Annotated in this window: 16 protein-coding genes; 8 read left to right on the plus strand and 8 right to left on the minus strand. The window is 72.1% G+C overall.

From position 1 onward, the window contains the following. Window positions 1-16: 16 nt before the first annotated feature. Window positions 17-760 carry a hypothetical protein gene (locus ABGB05_RS26705; protein WP_347656533.1) on the plus strand — a complete coding sequence of 248 codons (744 nt, stop codon included), beginning with the start codon at window positions 17-19 and terminating at the stop codon, window positions 758-760. Window positions 761-784: 24 nt separating this feature from the next. Here the strand turns inward: ABGB05_RS26705 and rarD are convergent, their stop codons facing one another. The 4 genes from rarD to eccE form a co-directional block, all read right to left on the minus strand. Further along, window positions 785-1,717 carry an EamA family transporter RarD gene (rarD, locus tag ABGB05_RS26710; RefSeq protein WP_347656534.1) on the minus strand — a complete coding sequence of 311 codons (933 nt, stop codon included), beginning with the start codon at window positions 1,715-1,717 and terminating at the stop codon, window positions 785-787. Then, window positions 1,714-2,208 carry a GNAT family N-acetyltransferase gene (locus ABGB05_RS26715; protein ID WP_347656535.1) on the minus strand — a complete coding sequence of 165 codons (495 nt, stop codon included), beginning with the start codon at window positions 2,206-2,208 and terminating at the stop codon, window positions 1,714-1,716. The genes rarD and ABGB05_RS26715 overlap by 4 nt, the downstream gene beginning before the upstream one ends. 112 nt (window positions 2,209-2,320) lie before the next feature. Further along, window positions 2,321-2,707, minus strand: coding sequence for a phage holin family protein (locus ABGB05_RS26720; RefSeq protein WP_347656536.1), 387 nt, complete (start codon window positions 2,705-2,707; stop codon window positions 2,321-2,323). A gap of 235 nt (window positions 2,708-2,942) precedes the next feature. Beyond that, window positions 2,943-4,814: a type VII secretion protein EccE gene (gene eccE, locus ABGB05_RS26725; RefSeq protein ID WP_347656537.1), complete on the minus strand. Its 1,872-nt coding sequence runs from the start codon at window positions 4,812-4,814 to the stop codon at window positions 2,943-2,945. Window positions 4,815-4,914: 100 nt separating this feature from the next. On the opposite strand from eccE, the gene eccB reads away from it, so the two are divergent. From eccB to ABGB05_RS26740, 3 genes are all read left to right on the plus strand, one after another. Continuing rightward, entirely contained in the window at window positions 4,915-6,309 is a 1,395-nt protein-coding gene (eccB, locus tag ABGB05_RS26730; protein WP_347656538.1) for a type VII secretion protein EccB, read from the plus strand. Window positions 6,310-6,552: 243 nt separating this feature from the next. Beyond that, the gene (locus ABGB05_RS26735) at window positions 6,553-6,870 is read left to right on the plus strand and encodes a WXG100 family type VII secretion target (RefSeq protein ID WP_347656539.1); all 318 of its coding nucleotides are present in this window, start codon (window positions 6,553-6,555) and stop codon (window positions 6,868-6,870) included. Between the two features lie 24 nt (window positions 6,871-6,894). Further along, a complete protein-coding gene (locus ABGB05_RS26740; protein ID WP_347656540.1) occupies window positions 6,895-7,188 on the plus strand; it encodes a WXG100 family type VII secretion target in 294 nt (97 codons plus the stop codon). A gap of 262 nt (window positions 7,189-7,450) precedes the next feature. Here the strand turns inward: ABGB05_RS26740 and mycP are convergent, their stop codons facing one another. Further along, window positions 7,451-8,683: a type VII secretion-associated serine protease mycosin gene (mycP, locus tag ABGB05_RS26745; RefSeq protein WP_347656541.1), complete on the minus strand. Its 1,233-nt coding sequence runs from the start codon at window positions 8,681-8,683 to the stop codon at window positions 7,451-7,453. Between the two features lie 215 nt (window positions 8,684-8,898). Here mycP and ABGB05_RS26750 point away from each other — a divergent pair, with 215 nt between their 5' ends. Further along, entirely contained in the window at window positions 8,899-11,448 is a 2,550-nt protein-coding gene (locus ABGB05_RS26750; RefSeq protein WP_347656542.1) for an SseB family protein, read from the plus strand. After that, window positions 11,445-11,810: a hypothetical protein gene (locus ABGB05_RS26755; protein WP_347656586.1), complete on the plus strand. Its 366-nt coding sequence runs from the start codon at window positions 11,445-11,447 to the stop codon at window positions 11,808-11,810. Before ABGB05_RS26750 ends, ABGB05_RS26755 begins: the two co-directional genes overlap by 4 nt. Window positions 11,811-11,829: 19 nt before the next feature. Here the strand turns inward: ABGB05_RS26755 and ABGB05_RS26760 are convergent, their stop codons facing one another. From ABGB05_RS26760 to ABGB05_RS26770, 3 genes are all read right to left on the minus strand, one after another. Further along, the gene (locus ABGB05_RS26760) at window positions 11,830-12,774 is read right to left on the minus strand and encodes an alpha/beta hydrolase (protein ID WP_347656543.1); all 945 of its coding nucleotides are present in this window, start codon (window positions 12,772-12,774) and stop codon (window positions 11,830-11,832) included. A 257-nt stretch (window positions 12,775-13,031) separates the two neighbouring features. Next, complete coding sequence (locus ABGB05_RS26765; protein ID WP_347656544.1) at window positions 13,032-13,721, minus strand: HD domain-containing protein; 690 nt, start codon at window positions 13,719-13,721, stop codon at window positions 13,032-13,034. 74 nt (window positions 13,722-13,795) lie between these two features. Further along, the gene (locus ABGB05_RS26770; RefSeq protein ID WP_347656545.1) at window positions 13,796-14,527 is read right to left on the minus strand and encodes a hypothetical protein; all 732 of its coding nucleotides are present in this window, start codon (window positions 14,525-14,527) and stop codon (window positions 13,796-13,798) included. A 39-nt stretch (window positions 14,528-14,566) separates the two neighbouring features. On the opposite strand from ABGB05_RS26770, the gene ABGB05_RS26775 reads away from it, so the two are divergent. Further along, a complete protein-coding gene (locus ABGB05_RS26775; protein WP_347656546.1) occupies window positions 14,567-15,193 on the plus strand; it encodes a helix-turn-helix domain-containing protein in 627 nt (208 codons plus the stop codon). 96 nt (window positions 15,194-15,289) lie between these two features. Further along, on the plus strand, window positions 15,290-16,501 hold the full coding sequence (locus tag ABGB05_RS26780; protein WP_347656547.1) for a C45 family peptidase: 1,212 nt from the start codon (window positions 15,290-15,292) through the stop codon (window positions 16,499-16,501). Window positions 16,502-16,588: the final 87 nt, after the last annotated feature.

A 16,588-nucleotide genomic window follows, 5' to 3' on the forward strand; every position in this document is an offset into this window, starting at 1 on the left:
CAGCTGGGAGAATGTGATGATCAGGATGTACACCGCCGTGGAGCGGCCGGACCTCTGGGCGCGTGGGATCAACTCCCGGGAGGTGTGGCCGGAGTACAACATGCACGGCAACGTGGCCGACGTGTACTGGGACCATCTCGACAAGGAGCTCGCCGACTTCCAGTTCGTGCTGCACGACGACGAGACCGACGAGGTGCTGGCCGAGGGGCACACCGGGCCGTTCGGCTGGGACGGCGACGACAGCACGTTGCCGGCCGGCTTCGACCCGGCGCTTGAACTGATCTTCGCCGAGCGCCGGTCCGGCGTGCCGGTGAACACCCTCTGCGCGCTGGCCGCCGAAATCCCGCGCGGCAACCGCAGCCGTGGTCTGGCGGCCGAACTGCTGGCCGGGATGCGGACCATCGCGCAGCGGCAGGGGCTCACCCACCTGGTCGCACCGGTCCGCCCCTCCTGGAAGGAGCGCTACCCGCTCACCCCGATCGAGCGGTACGTCCAGTGGCGTCGCGAGGACGGGCAACTGCTCGACCCGTGGATGCGGGTGCATGAGCGGCTCGGTGCCCGGGTCGCCGGCCCGCTGCCGGAGTCGTTCGGGATCACCGCCCCGATCGCCGACTGGGAGTCCTGGACCGGGCTGGTCTTCCCGGACTCCGGCGACTACGTCTTCCCGGAGTGCCTGGCCCCGGTGTCGATCGACCGGGAGACCGGCGTCGGGTCGTACTGGGAGCCGAACGTCTGGATGGTCCACCCGCCGGTGCGGTAGCGGCGCGGACCGGAGCCGGCCGGGTCAGCGGGCGGCGGTGGCGGCGGCCGGCTCCGGGGTGGCGGCGAGCAGCGCGGCGCGGGACCGCCGGACCTGCCGGATCCCGTCCACCGTGAAGACCACCAGGGCGAGCCAGACCAGGGCGAAGCCGGCCAGCCGGGCCGGTGGCATCGGCTCGTGGAAGACGAGTACGCCGAAGATCAGCTGGATGACCGGGGCGAGGTACTGCAGGATCCCGAGCGAGGTCAGGGTGAGCCGGTTCGCCGCCCCGGCGAAGAGCAGCAGCGGGATCGCGGTCGCCGCCCCGGCCAGCATCAGCAGTACGGTGTGCCCGGCCGAGACGTGCCCGAAGGTGGACTCGGCGTGCCAGACCAGCCAGCCGAGGTAGCCGAGCGCGGGCAGCGCCAGGACGGCCGACTCGACGAACATCCCCTCGGCGGCCGGCAGCCCGAGCCGCTTCTTCACCAGGCTGTATCCGCCGAAGCTCGCGGCCAGGGTCAACGCCAGGTACGGCGGCCGGCCGTAGTCGACGGTCAGCACCACGACCGCGCCGCCGCCGATGCCGAGCGCGGCCCACTGTGCGGCCCGCAGCCGCTCACCGAGGGCGAAAACCCCGAGCAGGACCACGACCAGCGGGTTGATGAAGTAGCCGAGTGCGGTCTCCACCACTCGCTCGGAGTTGACGCCGTAGATGTAGGTGCCCCAGTTGATCCCGATCAGGGCGGCGGCGAGCACGATGCCGGCGAACGCGGCCGGCCGGCGGCGCAGGCCGAGCAGGAAGCGCCAGTTGCGGGCGGCGGCCAGCAGCAGGGCGACGAAGAGCACCGACCAGACGACCCGGTGGGCCAGGATCTCGATCGGGCCGGCCGGCTTGAGCAGCCGGATGTAGAGCGGGAAGAACCCCCACAGGGTGTACGCCCCGAGCCCGTAGAGATAGCCGCGTCGTGCCTGGTTCACCGGTCCACCGTAAGGGGCTCGGTGGGATTGGAGCCCTTTCCGGTGAGGGGTGTCACCTGCTGGGGGAAACACTCCATCCACCGCTCGGGGTTGACCAGCGGTTGGAAGCCGAGCGGCGCGTACACCCCGTGCGCGTCGTTGGTGGCGAGCAGGATCCGGCGCAGCCCCAGCCCGGTCAACTCGTCCCGGGCCGTGCCGACCAACCAGCGGGCCAGCCCACGCCCCCGCTCTGCCCGGTCCACGTAGACGTCGCAGAGCCAGGCGAAGGTGGCGCCGTCGGTGACCACCCGGCCGAACGCCACCTGGACGCCGTCGCCGGGGCGGTACACCCCGTACACCCGGGATCCCTCGACCGCCCTGAGCGTCACGTCCCGCGGCCGGCCGATCGCCCAGTACGCGTCGGTGGCGAGCCAGTGGTGCACCCGGTCGACGTCGAGCCGGCCCGGGTCGTCGCAGAGTTGGTAACCGTCGTCGCGGGTCAGGTTCAGCACGTCAGCGACGGTAACGTCGACCTGCCCGGCCGCCCCGGGCCAATTCCCGACCAGTGGTCGGCGCCCGGCGGCTCGGCGCTGGCCACGCCAATCCGCCGGGCGGCCCGGTGGATCAGTCGCGGTCGAGGACCAGGCCGAGCAGCCAGGTGACCAGGCTGACGAAGAGCGCGCCGAGCACCGCCGCCGGCCAGAACCCGTCCACCTCGAACGGCAGCCCGAGCTGCCCGGCGATCCACCCGGTGAGCATGAACAGCAGCGCGTTCACCACCAGCGCGATCAGGCCCAGGGTCAGCACGTACAGGCCGCAGCCGAGGGTCTTGATGATCGGCTGCAGGATCGCGTTGACGACGCCGAAGATGACCGCCACCAGGAGCAGCGTGCCGACCGCGCCGGAGATCGAGTCGGTGTCCAGGGTGATGCCCGGGATGATCAGCGTCGCCAGCCAGAAGGCCACGGCGGTGCTGACCAGCCGGATCAGAGGACCCTTCAGAAAATCCATGCGGGCGATGGTGTCACGAAATCCCCCTATCGGACGAGTCGGTCGAATGGCTGGTCCGTCCGTCCGGGCGCGGTTCGACTCGCCGCCGGGGCACCCCGTGTGGTGCACAGTACGAGCCAGTCGCGGCCACGCTCGTCCGGCTCTCCGGCCTCCGGTGGCTCGTCGCCGGGCCGGTAGAGCAGTCTGGGCAGGGAGCGGTAGAACGGCAGGTCACGCGACCCGGGCCCGTACCGGCTCAGAACCGGGAGGGTGGGCCGATGAGCTGCTGTTCGATCGGGGTGGCGGAGAGCAGCGCCCAGCGCAGCACCCGCCGGTTGATCACCCCGACCATGTCGGCCTGGATCCGGGTCAACCAGCTCGCCGAGTCGCCGAGCCCGAGCGCCAGACCGGCCAACTGGGCCTCGTGCGGCCGTAGCGGTTGCAGCACCACCAGGTCGGCCCGGGACACCGCGTCCACGTCGACCGGGGCCAGTTCGTCGCGTACCACCAGACTGGCCTGCCAGCCCGGCCCGGGCTGGGAGTCGGCGGCGACCGGCCCGACGTCGACGACGACCAGCAGTGGCTGGAGTTGACTGCCGGGCGGGCCGCCGACCGGCCGCCCCGGCGGGATCAGCGCGATCGGCGACCCCGGTCCGCTGGCTCCCCGGACGAACGGCTCCCAGGCCCGCGGCCGGGCGGTCTGCACGACGATCCGGGCACCGAGCGCCATCGCCCGCAACGCGATGAGCTGCGCGGCGCGTACCCCGCCGATCAGCACCACCCGGGTGGTCTCGGCGCGGAACAGCCGGGCGAGCACCGCCGACCCGTGCCGGTTGGCACCGATCATCAGGCCGGCCAGACCGATCGGCAGCTCCAGGGCGTCCACAGCGGACGCCGCCATCGTGGTGTCCGGGTTCGTCGCCATCGGCCCGGCCCCGAGCACACCCAGCGGCAGGGTGGCGGCGACGCCGTCGAGCTGTTCCCCGTCCAGCCGGCGGGCGCGGGCGTGCTGGGTCTGGAGCAGCCGACGCAGCCCCTGGACGGCGGTCGCCAACGCCGGGGCGGTGGTGGCGGCGAGTCGTACCGTCACGTCCACCCGGACCGTCTCGGAGCCGCCGCCCACCCACGGGCCGGCGCTGACCGAGACCGTGGTCGCGGTGGCCGGCAGGGCCATCAGCTGGGGAATGAACCGGCGTCCGGTCTCGGTCCGCAGGTCGGGCCAGCGGCGCAGCCGGAAGGTGGTCTGCACCAGACCACCGAGCTGCACGCCCTGCCAGCTCTCCCGGCCGGCCTGCACGCCGTCGTGGTGGGACAGTTCGGCGAGTACGTCGAGTGCCGCCCGTTCGCCCAGCGCCCGGCTCGGCACCGGCTTGAGCCGGCGACTCACCTTGCGGACCGCGCTGGACAGGGCGCGTCGCAGGTCCTCGTCGGACCAGCCGTCGGCGCGCAGCACCCGGACCGCCAGCAGGACCCGCTCGTGGCCGAGGAGCCGTCCGTCGGTGAGCTGCCGGTACGAGTTCGCCGGGGTGCCTCCGCCGGCGCTCAGCGTCGGTGCGGGCGCCCCGGCGATCAGCAGCTGGATCCGGGTCGGCGGGGTCTCCGGGCTGGCCGCCGGCAGCAGGCTGGCCGGAGAGAGCAGCGTCTGCGGGGTGTCGGTCAGCATCCCGACCTGGTCGCCGAGCTCCAGTACGGCGGTCAGGCCGTAGGCGTCACTGACGATGGCGGCGGCGTCCCCGGCCAGTTCGGCGGGGACCACCGTGGCACCGGGACTGACCAGGTCGAGCAGTGCCTCCGGCGGAGCCGACGCCCGGAGGGTGCGCTGGCGGCCGGAGTAGCGCAGACCGATGCCGATCCACTCGAACAGCCAGCGGCGGCGCAGCCGGATCCAGGTCAGCAGCACCAGGACGAGGGCGACCAGGACAGCACCGGTGACCGCCAGCGCCCCGTGGCCGACAGCGGCGATGACCAGGGCCGCCGCGACCTGCAACGTGACGATCTGCCCGGCCCGTACGCCGAGCGGGCCGGACCGGGTCGGAGTGGACGCCGCCGGTAGCGGTGCCGGTGCCGACCGGTCCAGCCGGTTGCCGCCGGCCGGCCGGGTCCTGTTGTCTGCCGCAGTTACCGTCACCGCGATAGCCTCCCCTGGATGGGCGTCGCCGGTGGGCGTGCCCCCCGCGATTCGCTCAGGGGCCTATCGTATGGGCCGGACAACCGGAGAGGGGGCCCGCATGCCGTCACGGCAGGACCAGTTGCACTCGTACCAGTTCATGGTCCAGCGGGTGGTGGGCGCGCTGGTGATGCGCGAGACTGATCCCGCGCAGTCGCCGTTCCGGCGGGCGGCCGGTGCCACCCTGGCCAGCATGCTGGTCGCGCTGATCGCGGTCGGTGGCGCCGTGCTGTACGGCCTGTTCGTCGGCGGTGGGGCCACCAAGTGGAAAGAACCGAACGTGGTCATCGTCGAGAAGGAGTCGGGCGCCCAGTACGTCTACCTCGACGGCAAACTGCGGCCGGTGGTCAACTACACCTCCGCACTGCTGATCGTCGGCAAGGGCAGCCAGGCCAAGACGGTGTCGGTGTCGCGCAAGTCGTTGGAGGGCGCGACCCGGGGTGCCCCGGTCGGCATCCCCAACGCCCCCGACTCGCTCGCTCCCCGGAACCGGCTGATCACGAAGGAGTGGACGGTCTGCTCCGGGCCGCGGTCCGGCGCCCAGGCGGCACAGTCGGCGCTACTGATCGGCAGGACCGCGCCCGGCGGTACGCCGATGGGCGACGACGCCCTGCTGGCCCTGCACCCCAGTGGATCCCTCTATCTCGTCTGGCACAACCGCCGGCACCTGATCCGGGACAAGCAGTTGGTCGTCAGTGCGCTCGGCCTGAACGGCCACCGGCAGGTGCCGGTGGCGCCGGCCCTGCTCAACGCGTTGCCCGCCGGGGCGGACCTGGCCCAGGTGTCGGTCGCCGGCGCCGGTCAGCCGTCCCAGGTGGTGGCGGACGCCCGGGTCGGGGACGTCTTCTACGTCGAGCCGCCGGGTGGTGTCCGGCAGTACATGGTGGTCAAGGCCGACGGTCTGGCCACCATCACCGAGCTGCAGTCCAGCCTGCTGGTCGCCGGGCTCGGGCAGCAGGGTGACCCGGAGCGGATGTCCCAGGGCACGTACGCGAACACCACCAAGTCCGACGACCTGCTCCCGCCCGACGAGGGCGCGCCACCGGCCACGATTCCGAAGATCGTGGCGTCGGAGAGCAGCGTGGTCTGTGCCGACGTCCAGGACGACAGCGGGGTCAAGCAGGTCAGGGTCGGTGCCGATCTGCCGGACCTGGCGAACACGACCGAGACCACCGCCCGGTCGCCGCAGGGCGCCGGACTCGCCGACCACGTCCTGGTGACGCCGGGCAGCGGTGTGGTGGTCGAGGCGGCCGCCTCGCCGGGCGCGACCGGTGGCGCCATCTCGGTCGTCACCGACCTGGGACAGCGGCACGCGGTGGCGAACGCGGACGTGCTGGGCAGTCTGGGGTACGGCGGTGTCCGGCCGGTGCGGATGCCGGCGAGTCTGGTTTCGCTGGTGCCGACCGGTCCCGCGCTGAACCCGGAGGCGGCCCGTAACACGCCGGGGCAGCAATAAACGATGGTGCTCGAATAGGCTGTTCAGCGACGATGTCGGCGGGATCGAGCAGCGTGACGGCACGGGTTGTTCACCCGGTGGGCCCGAAGGGGTACCCAAGAGTTGCTCCCGCCCGCTACCGTCAGCTACAGAACTGAGTGCCGTGCCCGGGCCGGACGCCGGACCGGGTGGGCATGAGCCGGAGGGTCCGCAGTGGACTCCTCGGAAGAGGAAACGAGTCAAGGGAGCGGGGTGACGTCGGGGGTGTCCCAGACGCAGGCAGAAGCCGCAGTGATGCAGCAGACCGCCCAGAAGTTCGAGCAGGTGGACCAGTCGCTGCAGAGCATGCTCAGCGGTCTGATGAACCAGCTCGAGGTGCTGAACAGCGCGTGGCGCGGTGCTGGTGGCCGCTCGTTCGAGCAGGTCAAGCAGCAGTGGGCGCAGCACCAGGAACAGATGCACCGTGCGCTTCGCGAAACCGCGGGCGCGATCCGTACGTCCGGCCAGCAGTACGACGCGTCGGACAGCGAGGCGTCCAGCCGGATGTCCGCCACCAACTCCGGCATCACGCTGCCGCTCTGATCTCACTGGGGAGGGATGATTCCGATGAATGACGGCGTACTTGTCGTCCAATTCCCCGCGTTGCAGCAGGCAAGCGCGGACATCCAGAAGGCGATCAACACGCTCGACTCGCAGCTCGACCAGCTGGAGAGCGACGCGGCGCCGCTCGTCTCCACCTGGGAGGGTGAGGCGCAGCAGGCGTACCAGGTGCGCCAGGCCAAGTGGCGCCAGTCGCAGCAGGAGCTGTCCAGCATGCTGCGCGACATCAAGATGGCGCTCGACGAGTCCGCGCAGGACTACCTGAGCACCGAGAAGAAGAACACCAGCCTGTTCCAGTAAGGGACAGCGGCGGTACGAACCGTCCGAGGATGCCCCGGGGGCGCACGTCCAGCGCCGCACCCCCGGGGCACCTGTTGTTCCGGGGTCCGGAAGCTTGTTCCAGGGCCGGAAAGCGACGCCCGGACCGGAAGCTTGTGCCAGGGCCCGGAAGCGACGCCCGGACCGGCCGACCGACCCGGCGGACGAAGCCGGGTGGCCGGACGGCACCCCGGCCGGCCCCCCGGGCTCCGCGAGCTACGCGGGTTCGGCCGATGCCGGCCAGCTACGCAGGGTCGGCCGACGCCGCGGCGTCGGCGGGTTGCGCCGGGTCGGCCGGCCGCCAACCACGGCGGATGCCCCGCGGCACCACCACCGCCAGCAACAGCGCCAATCCGGCGACCGTGCCGGCCAGTCCGGCGACCCAGAGCGCCCGCTCCTGGGCGACCGACCGTCGCTGTGCCCGGGCCACCTCGGCCGGGTCCTCTTGGTGCGGAGGCAGCCCGGCGGCCACCGGTCGCGCGGCCGGCGGCGGGGTGTCGGTGACCGCCCGGTACGGGTTCAGTACCCCCGCGCCGAAGGTGTCCCGGTCGCCACCCGCCGGGTCCGCCGTCGCCACCAGCCGCTCGGCGACCTGCTTGGCGGTGAGGTTCGGCAGGTACTCCCGGACCAGCGCGGCGGTGGCCGCCACGTACGGGGTGGCGAAGCTGGTGCCGTTGTCGATCTTGTGGCCGCGTTCCGGTGTCGCCACGATCACGTTGCCACCCGGGGCGACGAGATCGACCCAGTCACCACGCTGCGAGAAGGGCGAGATCTGGCCGTCCTCGCCGATCGACCCGACGCCGATCACCCCGTCGTAGGCAGCCGGATACGGACGGGGGTTGCCCTTGTCGAAGTCGTTGCCGGCGGCGGCCACCACCACCACGTCGTTCTCCAGCGCGGACGCGATCGCGGCGCGGATCAGCGGGTCGTCACGGTGGAAGGTGACCGAGAGGTTGATCACGTCAGCGCCGTTCTGCACCGCCCATCCGATGGCGGCGGCGAACTCGGCCGGGGTGGCCGTCTCGCCTCTCTCCTCGCCGTCGACCTGGCGTCGTTCGCTGACCCGTACCGGAAGGATGTCGACGTCCGGAGCGAGGCCCCGCAGGCCCATCCCGTCGGTCGGCTTCGCCGCGATGATGCTCGCCACGCCGGTGCCGTGCCCCACACAGTCCCGGCTGCCGTCGAGGCCGGGGACCAGATAGTCCCGGCCCACCTCGACCCTGCCCCGCAGCTGGGGATTCGTCTTGTCGACCCCGGAGTCCATCACCGCGACCGTGACCCCTCGGCCGGTGGCCAGCGGGGCCAGGCGTTCCGGCGAGTAGCGTTTCTGGGCCCAGGGCACGACGCTGCTCGGCCGGGGCGGCTGCTCGTTGCCGTCACAGCCCGGCAGGGTGCGTAGCGCCGTCGGGGGCAGGGGGGCCGCGACGGCCGGCCCGGCGGAGAGCAGCGGTACCGACACCGCGATGACAGCGCCCACCAGGGTGAGTCGTATTCTCCGGCCAGGCATCACTTGCCTCCGAATCGGTTCGGTCCGCCACTGGGTCGGTACGCCGTCGGTTCGGGTCCGCCCACCGGATGCTATCGGTGGATCGCCGAGCGCGGGATCCACCGCCAGCCAACCATTGTGATCATGTACCTACCTTGTAGGTTGTACGCGACGCTGATGGCCTGTTCGGCGAAGTGGAGGTGGCCGTGACGGAATGGGAGGCGGCCACCGATACCGAGGCCGCGATGCGGGACGCGCTCCGGGCAGGTGACCAGGAGCTCTACTTTCGGATGCTCGCCCGGACCGAGCTGCTGCTGCCGGTCTCCGCCGACGCGCTCGCCGGTCGGGCCCCGATGGGGTGGGGGACCTGGACCACCGGTGGCCGTACGCACGTACTTGCCTTCACCTCGGCCACCTCGTTGCAGACGTGTCTGGCCGAGAGTGCCGGATCGTTCCGACGGTTGGCATATCCGGAGTTGGCGGGTGGTTGGCCGAACCCGGAATGGTGGCTGGCCGTCAACCCGGGGCTGCCGATCGAGGGATACCTGCCCGCCTGGTTCGTCTCCCAGCTCGGCCGCGGGGACGTCCGGCTGCCGGGCCGGACCCGGGCCCGGCTGGAGCAGGTCGAGCGGGTCGCCCGCGCCCGGGCCACCGCGTCGGTCCCCCGGCGTACGCCCGGTGGCGGGCCGACGGTCGCGGATCGCCCGGTCGGTCCGGCCAACCCGTTCCCGGAACCGCCCCAGTCCACGCAGCCACTCCGGGCGTCGGAGCCGCAGCGGCCGTTCCGTCCGGCGGAGGTGCCGCACGCCCGGCCCGCGCCGCGGCGGCCGTTCCGCCCAGCGGAGGTGCCGCCCTCCCCGCCGCCGTCGGAGGCGCCGCCGCAGTCGTTCGGTCCGGCGGAGTCGCTGTACGCCCCGCCGCCGTCGGAGGCGCCGTCGCAGTCGTTCGGTCCACCGGCGGTGCCGCGGTCGTTCCGCCGGCCGGATCCGGCACCGACCCTGGTCGACCCGGCCTCCACAGCCGCGACCCAGCAGCCCACCACCGTGCCGGTGATCGCCCCGAGGACGGATTCCGGCGACTGGAGCAGCCCGCAGAGTCCGGCGGAACCCACGGTCGGCTGGATGACGCCGGTGCGTCGTCCCCACCCCACCGAACCGGCAGGTGCCGGAGACGGCGTACCGACGCCGCCCCCGCCGACCCCGACGCCGTTCGAGTCGTCTCCCGCTGTCACGTTCGCCGGTTCCGCCGAGCAGGTCGGCGAACCGACGGCGGCACCGGAGCGGTCGCCCGACCTGTCACTCTTCACTCCGGTCTCCCGGCGGCCCGTCGAGGACGTCGACCCGGCCCGGTCCGCCCAGGCACGACCGGACAGCGGTGCGGAGCAGCCCGACCAGGCGTGGCCGGCCAGCGGTGCGGAGCAGCTCACCCAGGCCTGGTCGGTCGGCGGCGTGGAGCAGGCCGTCCCGGAGTGGTCCACCGCCCGGTCGGAGCAGCTCACCCAGGCCTGGTCGATCGGGGAGACCGAGCAGGCGACGCAGCCGTGGTCGGCCGCCGACCCACCGGCGGTCCCGCCGAGCCCCATGGCAGAGCCGAGCCCCGCGCCGGCGGCGAGCCCGGTGGCGGGACCGGTGGCGGGACCGAGCCTGGTGCCGGCGGCGAACGGCACGGTGCTGCCAGCGTCGGAGACCGGACACCCGGCAGCCGCCGGGCCGGATCCCGCGGACCCGCCGAGCGGCGGCGCGACCGCCCCGGAGGCGCCGTCGGCCCGTCGGCTGCCCGTCGACTTCGTGCCTGCCAACGACGTCGAGCGGAGCCTGCTCGACGCGGCGGGCGGCGGCAGCACCGACACGTTCCTCTCCACCCTGCTGCTCGCCAAGGTGCTGCTCCCGGTCGCCTACACGTCGGCGGACGGCAGCCGACCCGGCGACGACGGGTTCGAGTGGCGTACCGAGACGCTCGACGGTGAGTCGTACGTGGTGGTCTTCACCTCGCCCGAGCGGCTCGTAGACCACCTACCGACCCCGACCCAGACGGTCGAGGTGAAGTTCGTCCAGCTCATCCGGCGTTGGCCGGACGAGGCGTGGTCGTTCGCCGTCAACCCGGGGACACCGGTCGGGGCCAAGCTGCCGGGCAGCGAGATCGTCGCCCTGGCGAACTGGGCCGCCGAGGTCGGGCTCGGCGACGACCCCGAGGCGGCCGAGTCGACGGCGACGGCACCGGCCGAGGAGGAGACGCCCCGGTCGACGTACGCGCCGGCCCGGGAGGATCCGGGACGCCCGACCATGATGCAGAAGGCGATCGCCCCAAGCCAGCTCGCCTACTACCTCGACCGGGGCTACGACCGGGTCTCCGGCTTCGTACACCGGGCCAACGAGGTCGCCCACCTGCGTACCCCGACCAAGCTGTACGCCGCGCTCGGTCTCGGGTACCCCAACTCGCCGTTCTCCCGGGACGCCGACGAGGTGTACGTGCTGCGCTGGCCGGCGCACCGGCCCAGCCTCTACCGGATCCCGTACGGCGGGCAGAACGAGGCGGCGATGCGGGCGATGGAGGGCTGGGTCATCGAACGGCCCCCGTTCCGGGGCAACGGTTTCGCCCCCGGCGAGAGCAGCGATGTGGTGGCCGAGTTCAAGGTGGACAGCGTCCGACTGCCGCACGGTGCCGAACTGTGGCGGGTCGGCGCGGACGGCACCGAACGCCTCGTCGCCACCCTCGACTGTGACCAGCCGCGCTGGCGTCGGGCCGGGGAGGACTGATGCGGGACGGCTACGTCGCCCAGTGGCGGGGACGGGAGTACGAGGCCAGCCCGGACGGCGACGACGTACGGGTCTACCAGGCCGAGCCGGGCGAGGGGTTCAGCGAGGTCCGGGCGGGCCGCTTCGTCCGGGTGGTGCCGGCCGCCGAGGTCGACGACCTGGCGTACGTCCGGACCCGGTGCACCTGGCAGGGGCAGCCGTTCATCGTGCTGGCCCGACACGAGAACTGGCTACGTGTCGAGTACACCGGCGGACGGTGGCCGGTCGCCGAGGCGATGGGTCTGGAGCAGTTCGACTTCGGCGTCTACCAGGGCTGGGCGCCGGCGGCGGAGGTCACCGACCTGCGCGAACACCGCGCCTGAGCCGGCGGCGGGCGGCCGGTCACGACTTGGCCCAGCGGAGCACCTCGCCGAGCACCAGGTCGGTCGCCTCGACGTGCGGGAAGTGGCCGACGTCGTCGAGCAGTCGCCACTCGTACTGCGCCGAGACGTAGCGGCTGGAACCCTGGGCGGTACGCGGCAGCGACGCCTGGTCGAGCGCGCCGTGCAGCTGCAGGGTCGGGGTGACCAGCGGCTGCTGCATCAACTTGACGAACCGGTAGCCGTGCAGCCGCAGCACCGAACGGAACGCCCACCGGTAGCCCTCCATCGCACAGAAGGCCGCCTGCGGGATCTGCATCGCCTCCCGGCAGCGTTCCGCGTACGCCTCGAATCCCGGGCTGTCGACCCAGCGCGGGCCGCCCCAGCGGCGCAGGAAGTAGCCGACCAGCGCCGCGTCGTCCCGGGTCAGCACGTGTTCGTACCGGGGGATCTGGAACTTGAGCGCCGGGGTCGCGGCGGCGAACTGACCGCGCGGGTCGGCGAAGATCCCGGCCCGCAGCCGCAGCGGATGTGGTGCGGCGAGCACCACCAGGCGCCGTACCAGGCTCGGGTGGAAGGCTGCGGCGGTCCAGCCGATCATGCCACCGGCTCCCGAGCCGACCAGTACGGCCGACCGCTCGCCGAGGGCCCGGATCAGGCCGGCGACGTCGGCGGCGAGCGTGTAGCCGTCGTACCCCCGGGGTGGCTTGTCGCTGGCGCCGTACCCCCGCAGGTCGACCGCGACGGCCCGGTAGCCGGCGTCGGCGACCGCCGGCAGCATCTCGTGCCAGGCCCACCAGTGCTCCGGGAAGCCGTGCAGGAACAGCACCAGCGGCCCGGTACCGACCTCGACGACGTGGAACCGACTGCCGTTCGCCCCGACGAAGCGGTGGGTCCACGGTCCCTCGACCAGTACGCAGGACTCGTCCACCACCCGCTTCCGGCCACCCGTGCTCCGCTCGCTCATGTTCGACAGCCTAGGCCCAACCCTGGTCGACGCCGCCGGTGTGACCGATGGTTCAGGGAATCGTCGGGGAATTCACCCCAGGTCGGGGCGGTCGGGCCAGGGTTCGCGCGGCTCCCACGTCGATGTCTGCGCCGCCGGTCACCGGCCGGCGAGATCGGTGCCACCTGGCCGGGGGGAACGATCCGGCCGGGTCCCTCCGGCCCCGGCCGGACCATTTCCGCGACCTCGAGGTCCTCGCGAAGTCGGTTACGGCGCGGCTACCGTGACAGGTGACGATCGGCGTCCCGCTGGTACCCGTCGTAGTCGTTCCAATGTGGGGACTGGGTCATCAGTTCTTCCCAGCTCGGCCAGATCGCCCTGGTCTCTTGGCGAACGAGTTCGCCCGGCATGCTGAACGGCGGGGCTTTCTGTGGCTTGTCGAGCGCCTGGCCGACGATCGTGTCGTGGAGGACGGCGGCGGCGTGCAGCCGGGGGAGTACGGCGTGGATGCGGTCGGCGTAGCCGGCGGGTAGGGGATACGACCCGTCGGGGCCGAGGTCGAATCCGGCGCCGGCGCTCACCAGTGCGATCTCCGGACGCTTCCGGATGGCGATGTCGTAGTGCGTGTGCAGTGCGATCGCGTCCCAGACGACTGCCACCTTCTCTTGTGCCAGCCCCTGCTCGGTGAGGAAGCGGGCGGCCAGGTCGGCGCCGTCGAGGTCGAAGGGCTGGTCGCCGTTGCCATCGCGGCTGAGTCCGGCGTCGTGCAGCAGGCAGCCGACGAAGAGTAGTTCGTCGTCGTAGTCGCGGTCGGGTCGCAGACCCTGCTGTTCGCCGAGAAATCGTCCGTAGAGGTAGGTGCGCATGCTGTGGTTGAAGATGGCCGGGTCTTCGATGCTCCGGACGAAGCGAAGCGTGCTTGCCGCGACATCGGTGCGCGGGAACGGCAGTTGTCCGTATTGATCCATCAGGTCACCCTCTCCGGGGGTACGGCGTTGTTTGTTCGGTCCTTGGAGGTGCGTTCACGGAAGGGACTTCCGAGTCATCCGGTCGCCGGTCGGGGATCCACCCGCCGAGATCGTGGGACCTTGTTCGGGCGGATCAGGACGGTGCCGTAGGTGACGATCCACACCACCCACAGCAGCCAGCCGACCAGGCCGAAAAGGCCGAGCGGACCCGCTCGGTCGACGACGAGTGGCGCGAGGGTGGCCGACGTGAACAGCAGTGCCGCGGACAGCAGCCCCAACGTGCCGTGCCACCGCCGGATGAGGTTGGCGCGCCGGCCGGCGATGGAGAGCCCGATCAGGGCGAGGGCCAGGAACGTACCGTTGAGGGTGAACAGACAGTCGTGTAGCGACCACAGCAGCCCTGTCGTACCGGCGTCATCGGTGGTCGAGGACGTCAGCGCGAGACGGATGGCCACAACCGCGGCGAAGGTGGCGTTCTGCAGCACCAGACCGGCGAATCCGAGCAGTGACCAGGCCTCGCCCCGGTCACGCTCCGACTGCCACAGCACGGTTACCGCACCCGCGCCGAAGAGCGTGGCCATGATCCATGCGGCGGGGGTGAGGGCGGTGGTGAGACCCACGATGTGGGTCCGGTCGCTGAAGAACGCGTCGACCTCGTCGATGCCGGCACCGGTCTGTGGTAGGCCCGCGGGTACGGCGATCAGGTTGGCCACCACGATCATGGTGGCGAAGCCGATCGCGGCGATGCCGCTGAGCCGGTGGAAGCCGATGCTCGACGGTACTGCGAACTTGGCTTTACTTGACATGTATTCACTATAACCAACGTAAAGTGATAGGAGGCGAGCATGACCGCCGAGCCCGGCCGGCGGCGCTACGAGTCCGTACGCCGCACGACGCAGGCCCAGCAGACGCGCGCCGAAATCGCCCAGGCTGCCCGTCGACTCTTCGTCGCCCACGGTTGGGCGGGTACGACCGTCCGCGAGGTGGCCCGCGAGGCCGGCGTCTCGGTCCCGACGGTGTATGCGGCGTACGGGAACAAATCCGGCCTGGCCCGGGCGCTGGCCGACGCGGCCGACCTGTCGGCTGACGCGGCGCGGATGCTTGCCGAGCTGGAGGCCCCGACGGCGACGCCGGAGCGACAACTCGCCGCGATGGCCGGTTACGACCGACGGCTGTTCGAACGTTCGGGCGACGTCATCACGCTGGTCCGCGAAGCGGGTCGTACCGAGCCCGAGTTGGCCACCACCTACCTCGATGGCCGCAGACGGGGTGACGAGACCCGGGTACGGGTCTTCTCGTCGTGGTCGCCCGGGGTGCTCCGCCCCGGCCTGGACGTACCGACCGCCGTGGACATATACGCGGCGGTCTGCAGCATGGACGTCTACGCCGTCCTGACCGCCGAGCGCGGCTGGGCCCCGGATCGTGTCGAGCAGTGGTGGGGTGGGGCGCTGGCCCGGGAACTGCTGAGCTGAGGGAAGACGGGTGGGCACCAACCACGGCTCCAGGGCTGAGCCGGCGGTCAGGTAACGGGGATGACGGCCCGTGGGCCGGTTGACTACGGTGCTGCCATGACTGCCGCCCGCCGGATCACCCACCCCGACCTGCCGGTACCGCTGATCCGGGTGCAGGGGCCACCAGGGGAGTGCGGCATCGGGTACGGCGCCGTGGCGCGGGACCTGGTCGGCGCCAACCTCGACTTCTACCTGCGCCGGTTCTCCGACGAGGGCGGGCTGGACAGCGCGGCGGTCCGGTCCGCCGGTGCGGCGTTCCGGGAGGCCACCGTCCGGCACCATCCCCGGGTCGCCGACCTGCTGGACGGGGTCGCGGAGGGGGCCGGCGCCCGGGTCGACGAGATCTACGCGCTCAACGCCCGGACCGAACTGATCTACGGCAACCACCGGGAGACCGGTCAGACCGCGTCTGGGCAGCCCTCGGCCGGGCCGGCGACTGCGGCGCGTCCCTCGCCGGAGTCGGCCCCGGACGTCGGCGGATGCACCTCGGTCGGGGTGCTCGGTACCCACACCACCAACGGCCACCTGCTGCTCGGCCAGAACTGGGACTGGCACCCCGACCAGCGGGACGTGATGCTGCTGCTCGCCACCCGGGACGAGCGGGGGCTGACGGTGCTGACCCTCACCGAGGCCGGCATGGTGGCCAAGACCGGGTTGAACTCGGCCGGGGTCGGGGTCTGCGTGAACATGCTCGGCTGCGACCGGGACGGACTGCCCGGCGACGGCGCCGCGCCCGGGGTGCCGTACCACGTGCTGCTGCGGGCGGCGTTGGAGGGCGACAGCCTGGCGGAGGCGTTGAAGGCGGCCTGCCGGGGCACCCGGAACAGTTCGATCAACCTGCTGGTCGGGCAGGCGGCGGAGGCCGGCGGCGAACTGGTCGACCTGGAGCTGGTGCCCGGGGACGCGGGCTGGTCGCATCCGGTCGACGGGCTGATCACCCACGCCAATCACCTGGAGACCGGGCTGCCGGTCTACGACACGATGAAGGACTGGGGTGGCTCGTCGCTGTTCCGGTCGGCGCGGGCCCGGCGGCTGCTGACCGCGAAACTGGCCGACGGCAGGATCGGCGCGGACGACCTGATCAGGCTGTTCCGGGACCACGCCAGCCGGCCGCAGAGCATCTGCCGGCACACCGACGAGCGGTATCCGCCGGCGGAGCGTTCCGAGACGGTCTACTCCGTCCTGCTCGACCTGGACGAGCGGCGGTTCGGGATCGCCGCCGGTCCGCCCTGCGCGCACGACTACGGGTGGCTGGACCTGGAGTTCTGAGCCCGGTCCCGCCGCGGCTCTGCTGACCCGGCTCCAGCGCGGCTCTGCACCATCTGCGGCTCTGACGAGACCGGGGCCGGGAGCGCG

This window comes from Plantactinospora sp. B5E13 (genome assembly GCF_039871775.1).
GTDB lineage: Bacteria > Actinomycetota > Actinomycetes > Mycobacteriales > Micromonosporaceae > Plantactinospora.

Bases quoted from the DNA above. Each gene is read 5' to 3' on its own strand.
- ABGB05_RS26780 (WP_347656547.1), top strand. From the start codon at position 15,290: ATGACTGCCGCCCGCCGGATCACCCACCCCGACCTGCCGGTACCGCTG.
- ABGB05_RS26770 (WP_347656545.1), bottom strand. From the start codon at position 14,527: ATGTCAAGTAAAGCCAAGTTCGCAGTACCGTCGAGCATCGGCTTCCAC.
- ABGB05_RS26765 (WP_347656544.1), bottom strand. From the start codon at position 13,721: ATGGATCAATACGGACAACTGCCGTTCCCGCGCACCGATGTCGCGGCA.
- eccB (WP_347656538.1), top strand. From the start codon at position 4,915: ATGCCGTCACGGCAGGACCAGTTGCACTCGTACCAGTTCATGGTCCAG.
- ABGB05_RS26705 (WP_347656533.1), top strand. From the start codon at position 17: ATGATCAGGATGTACACCGCCGTGGAGCGGCCGGACCTCTGGGCGCGT.
- ABGB05_RS26775 (WP_347656546.1), top strand. From the start codon at position 14,567: ATGACCGCCGAGCCCGGCCGGCGGCGCTACGAGTCCGTACGCCGCACG.
- ABGB05_RS26720 (WP_347656536.1), bottom strand. From the start codon at position 2,707: ATGGATTTTCTGAAGGGTCCTCTGATCCGGCTGGTCAGCACCGCCGTG.
- ABGB05_RS26760 (WP_347656543.1), bottom strand. From the start codon at position 12,774: ATGAGCGAGCGGAGCACGGGTGGCCGGAAGCGGGTGGTGGACGAGTCC.
- ABGB05_RS26740 (WP_347656540.1), top strand. From the start codon at position 6,895: ATGAATGACGGCGTACTTGTCGTCCAATTCCCCGCGTTGCAGCAGGCA.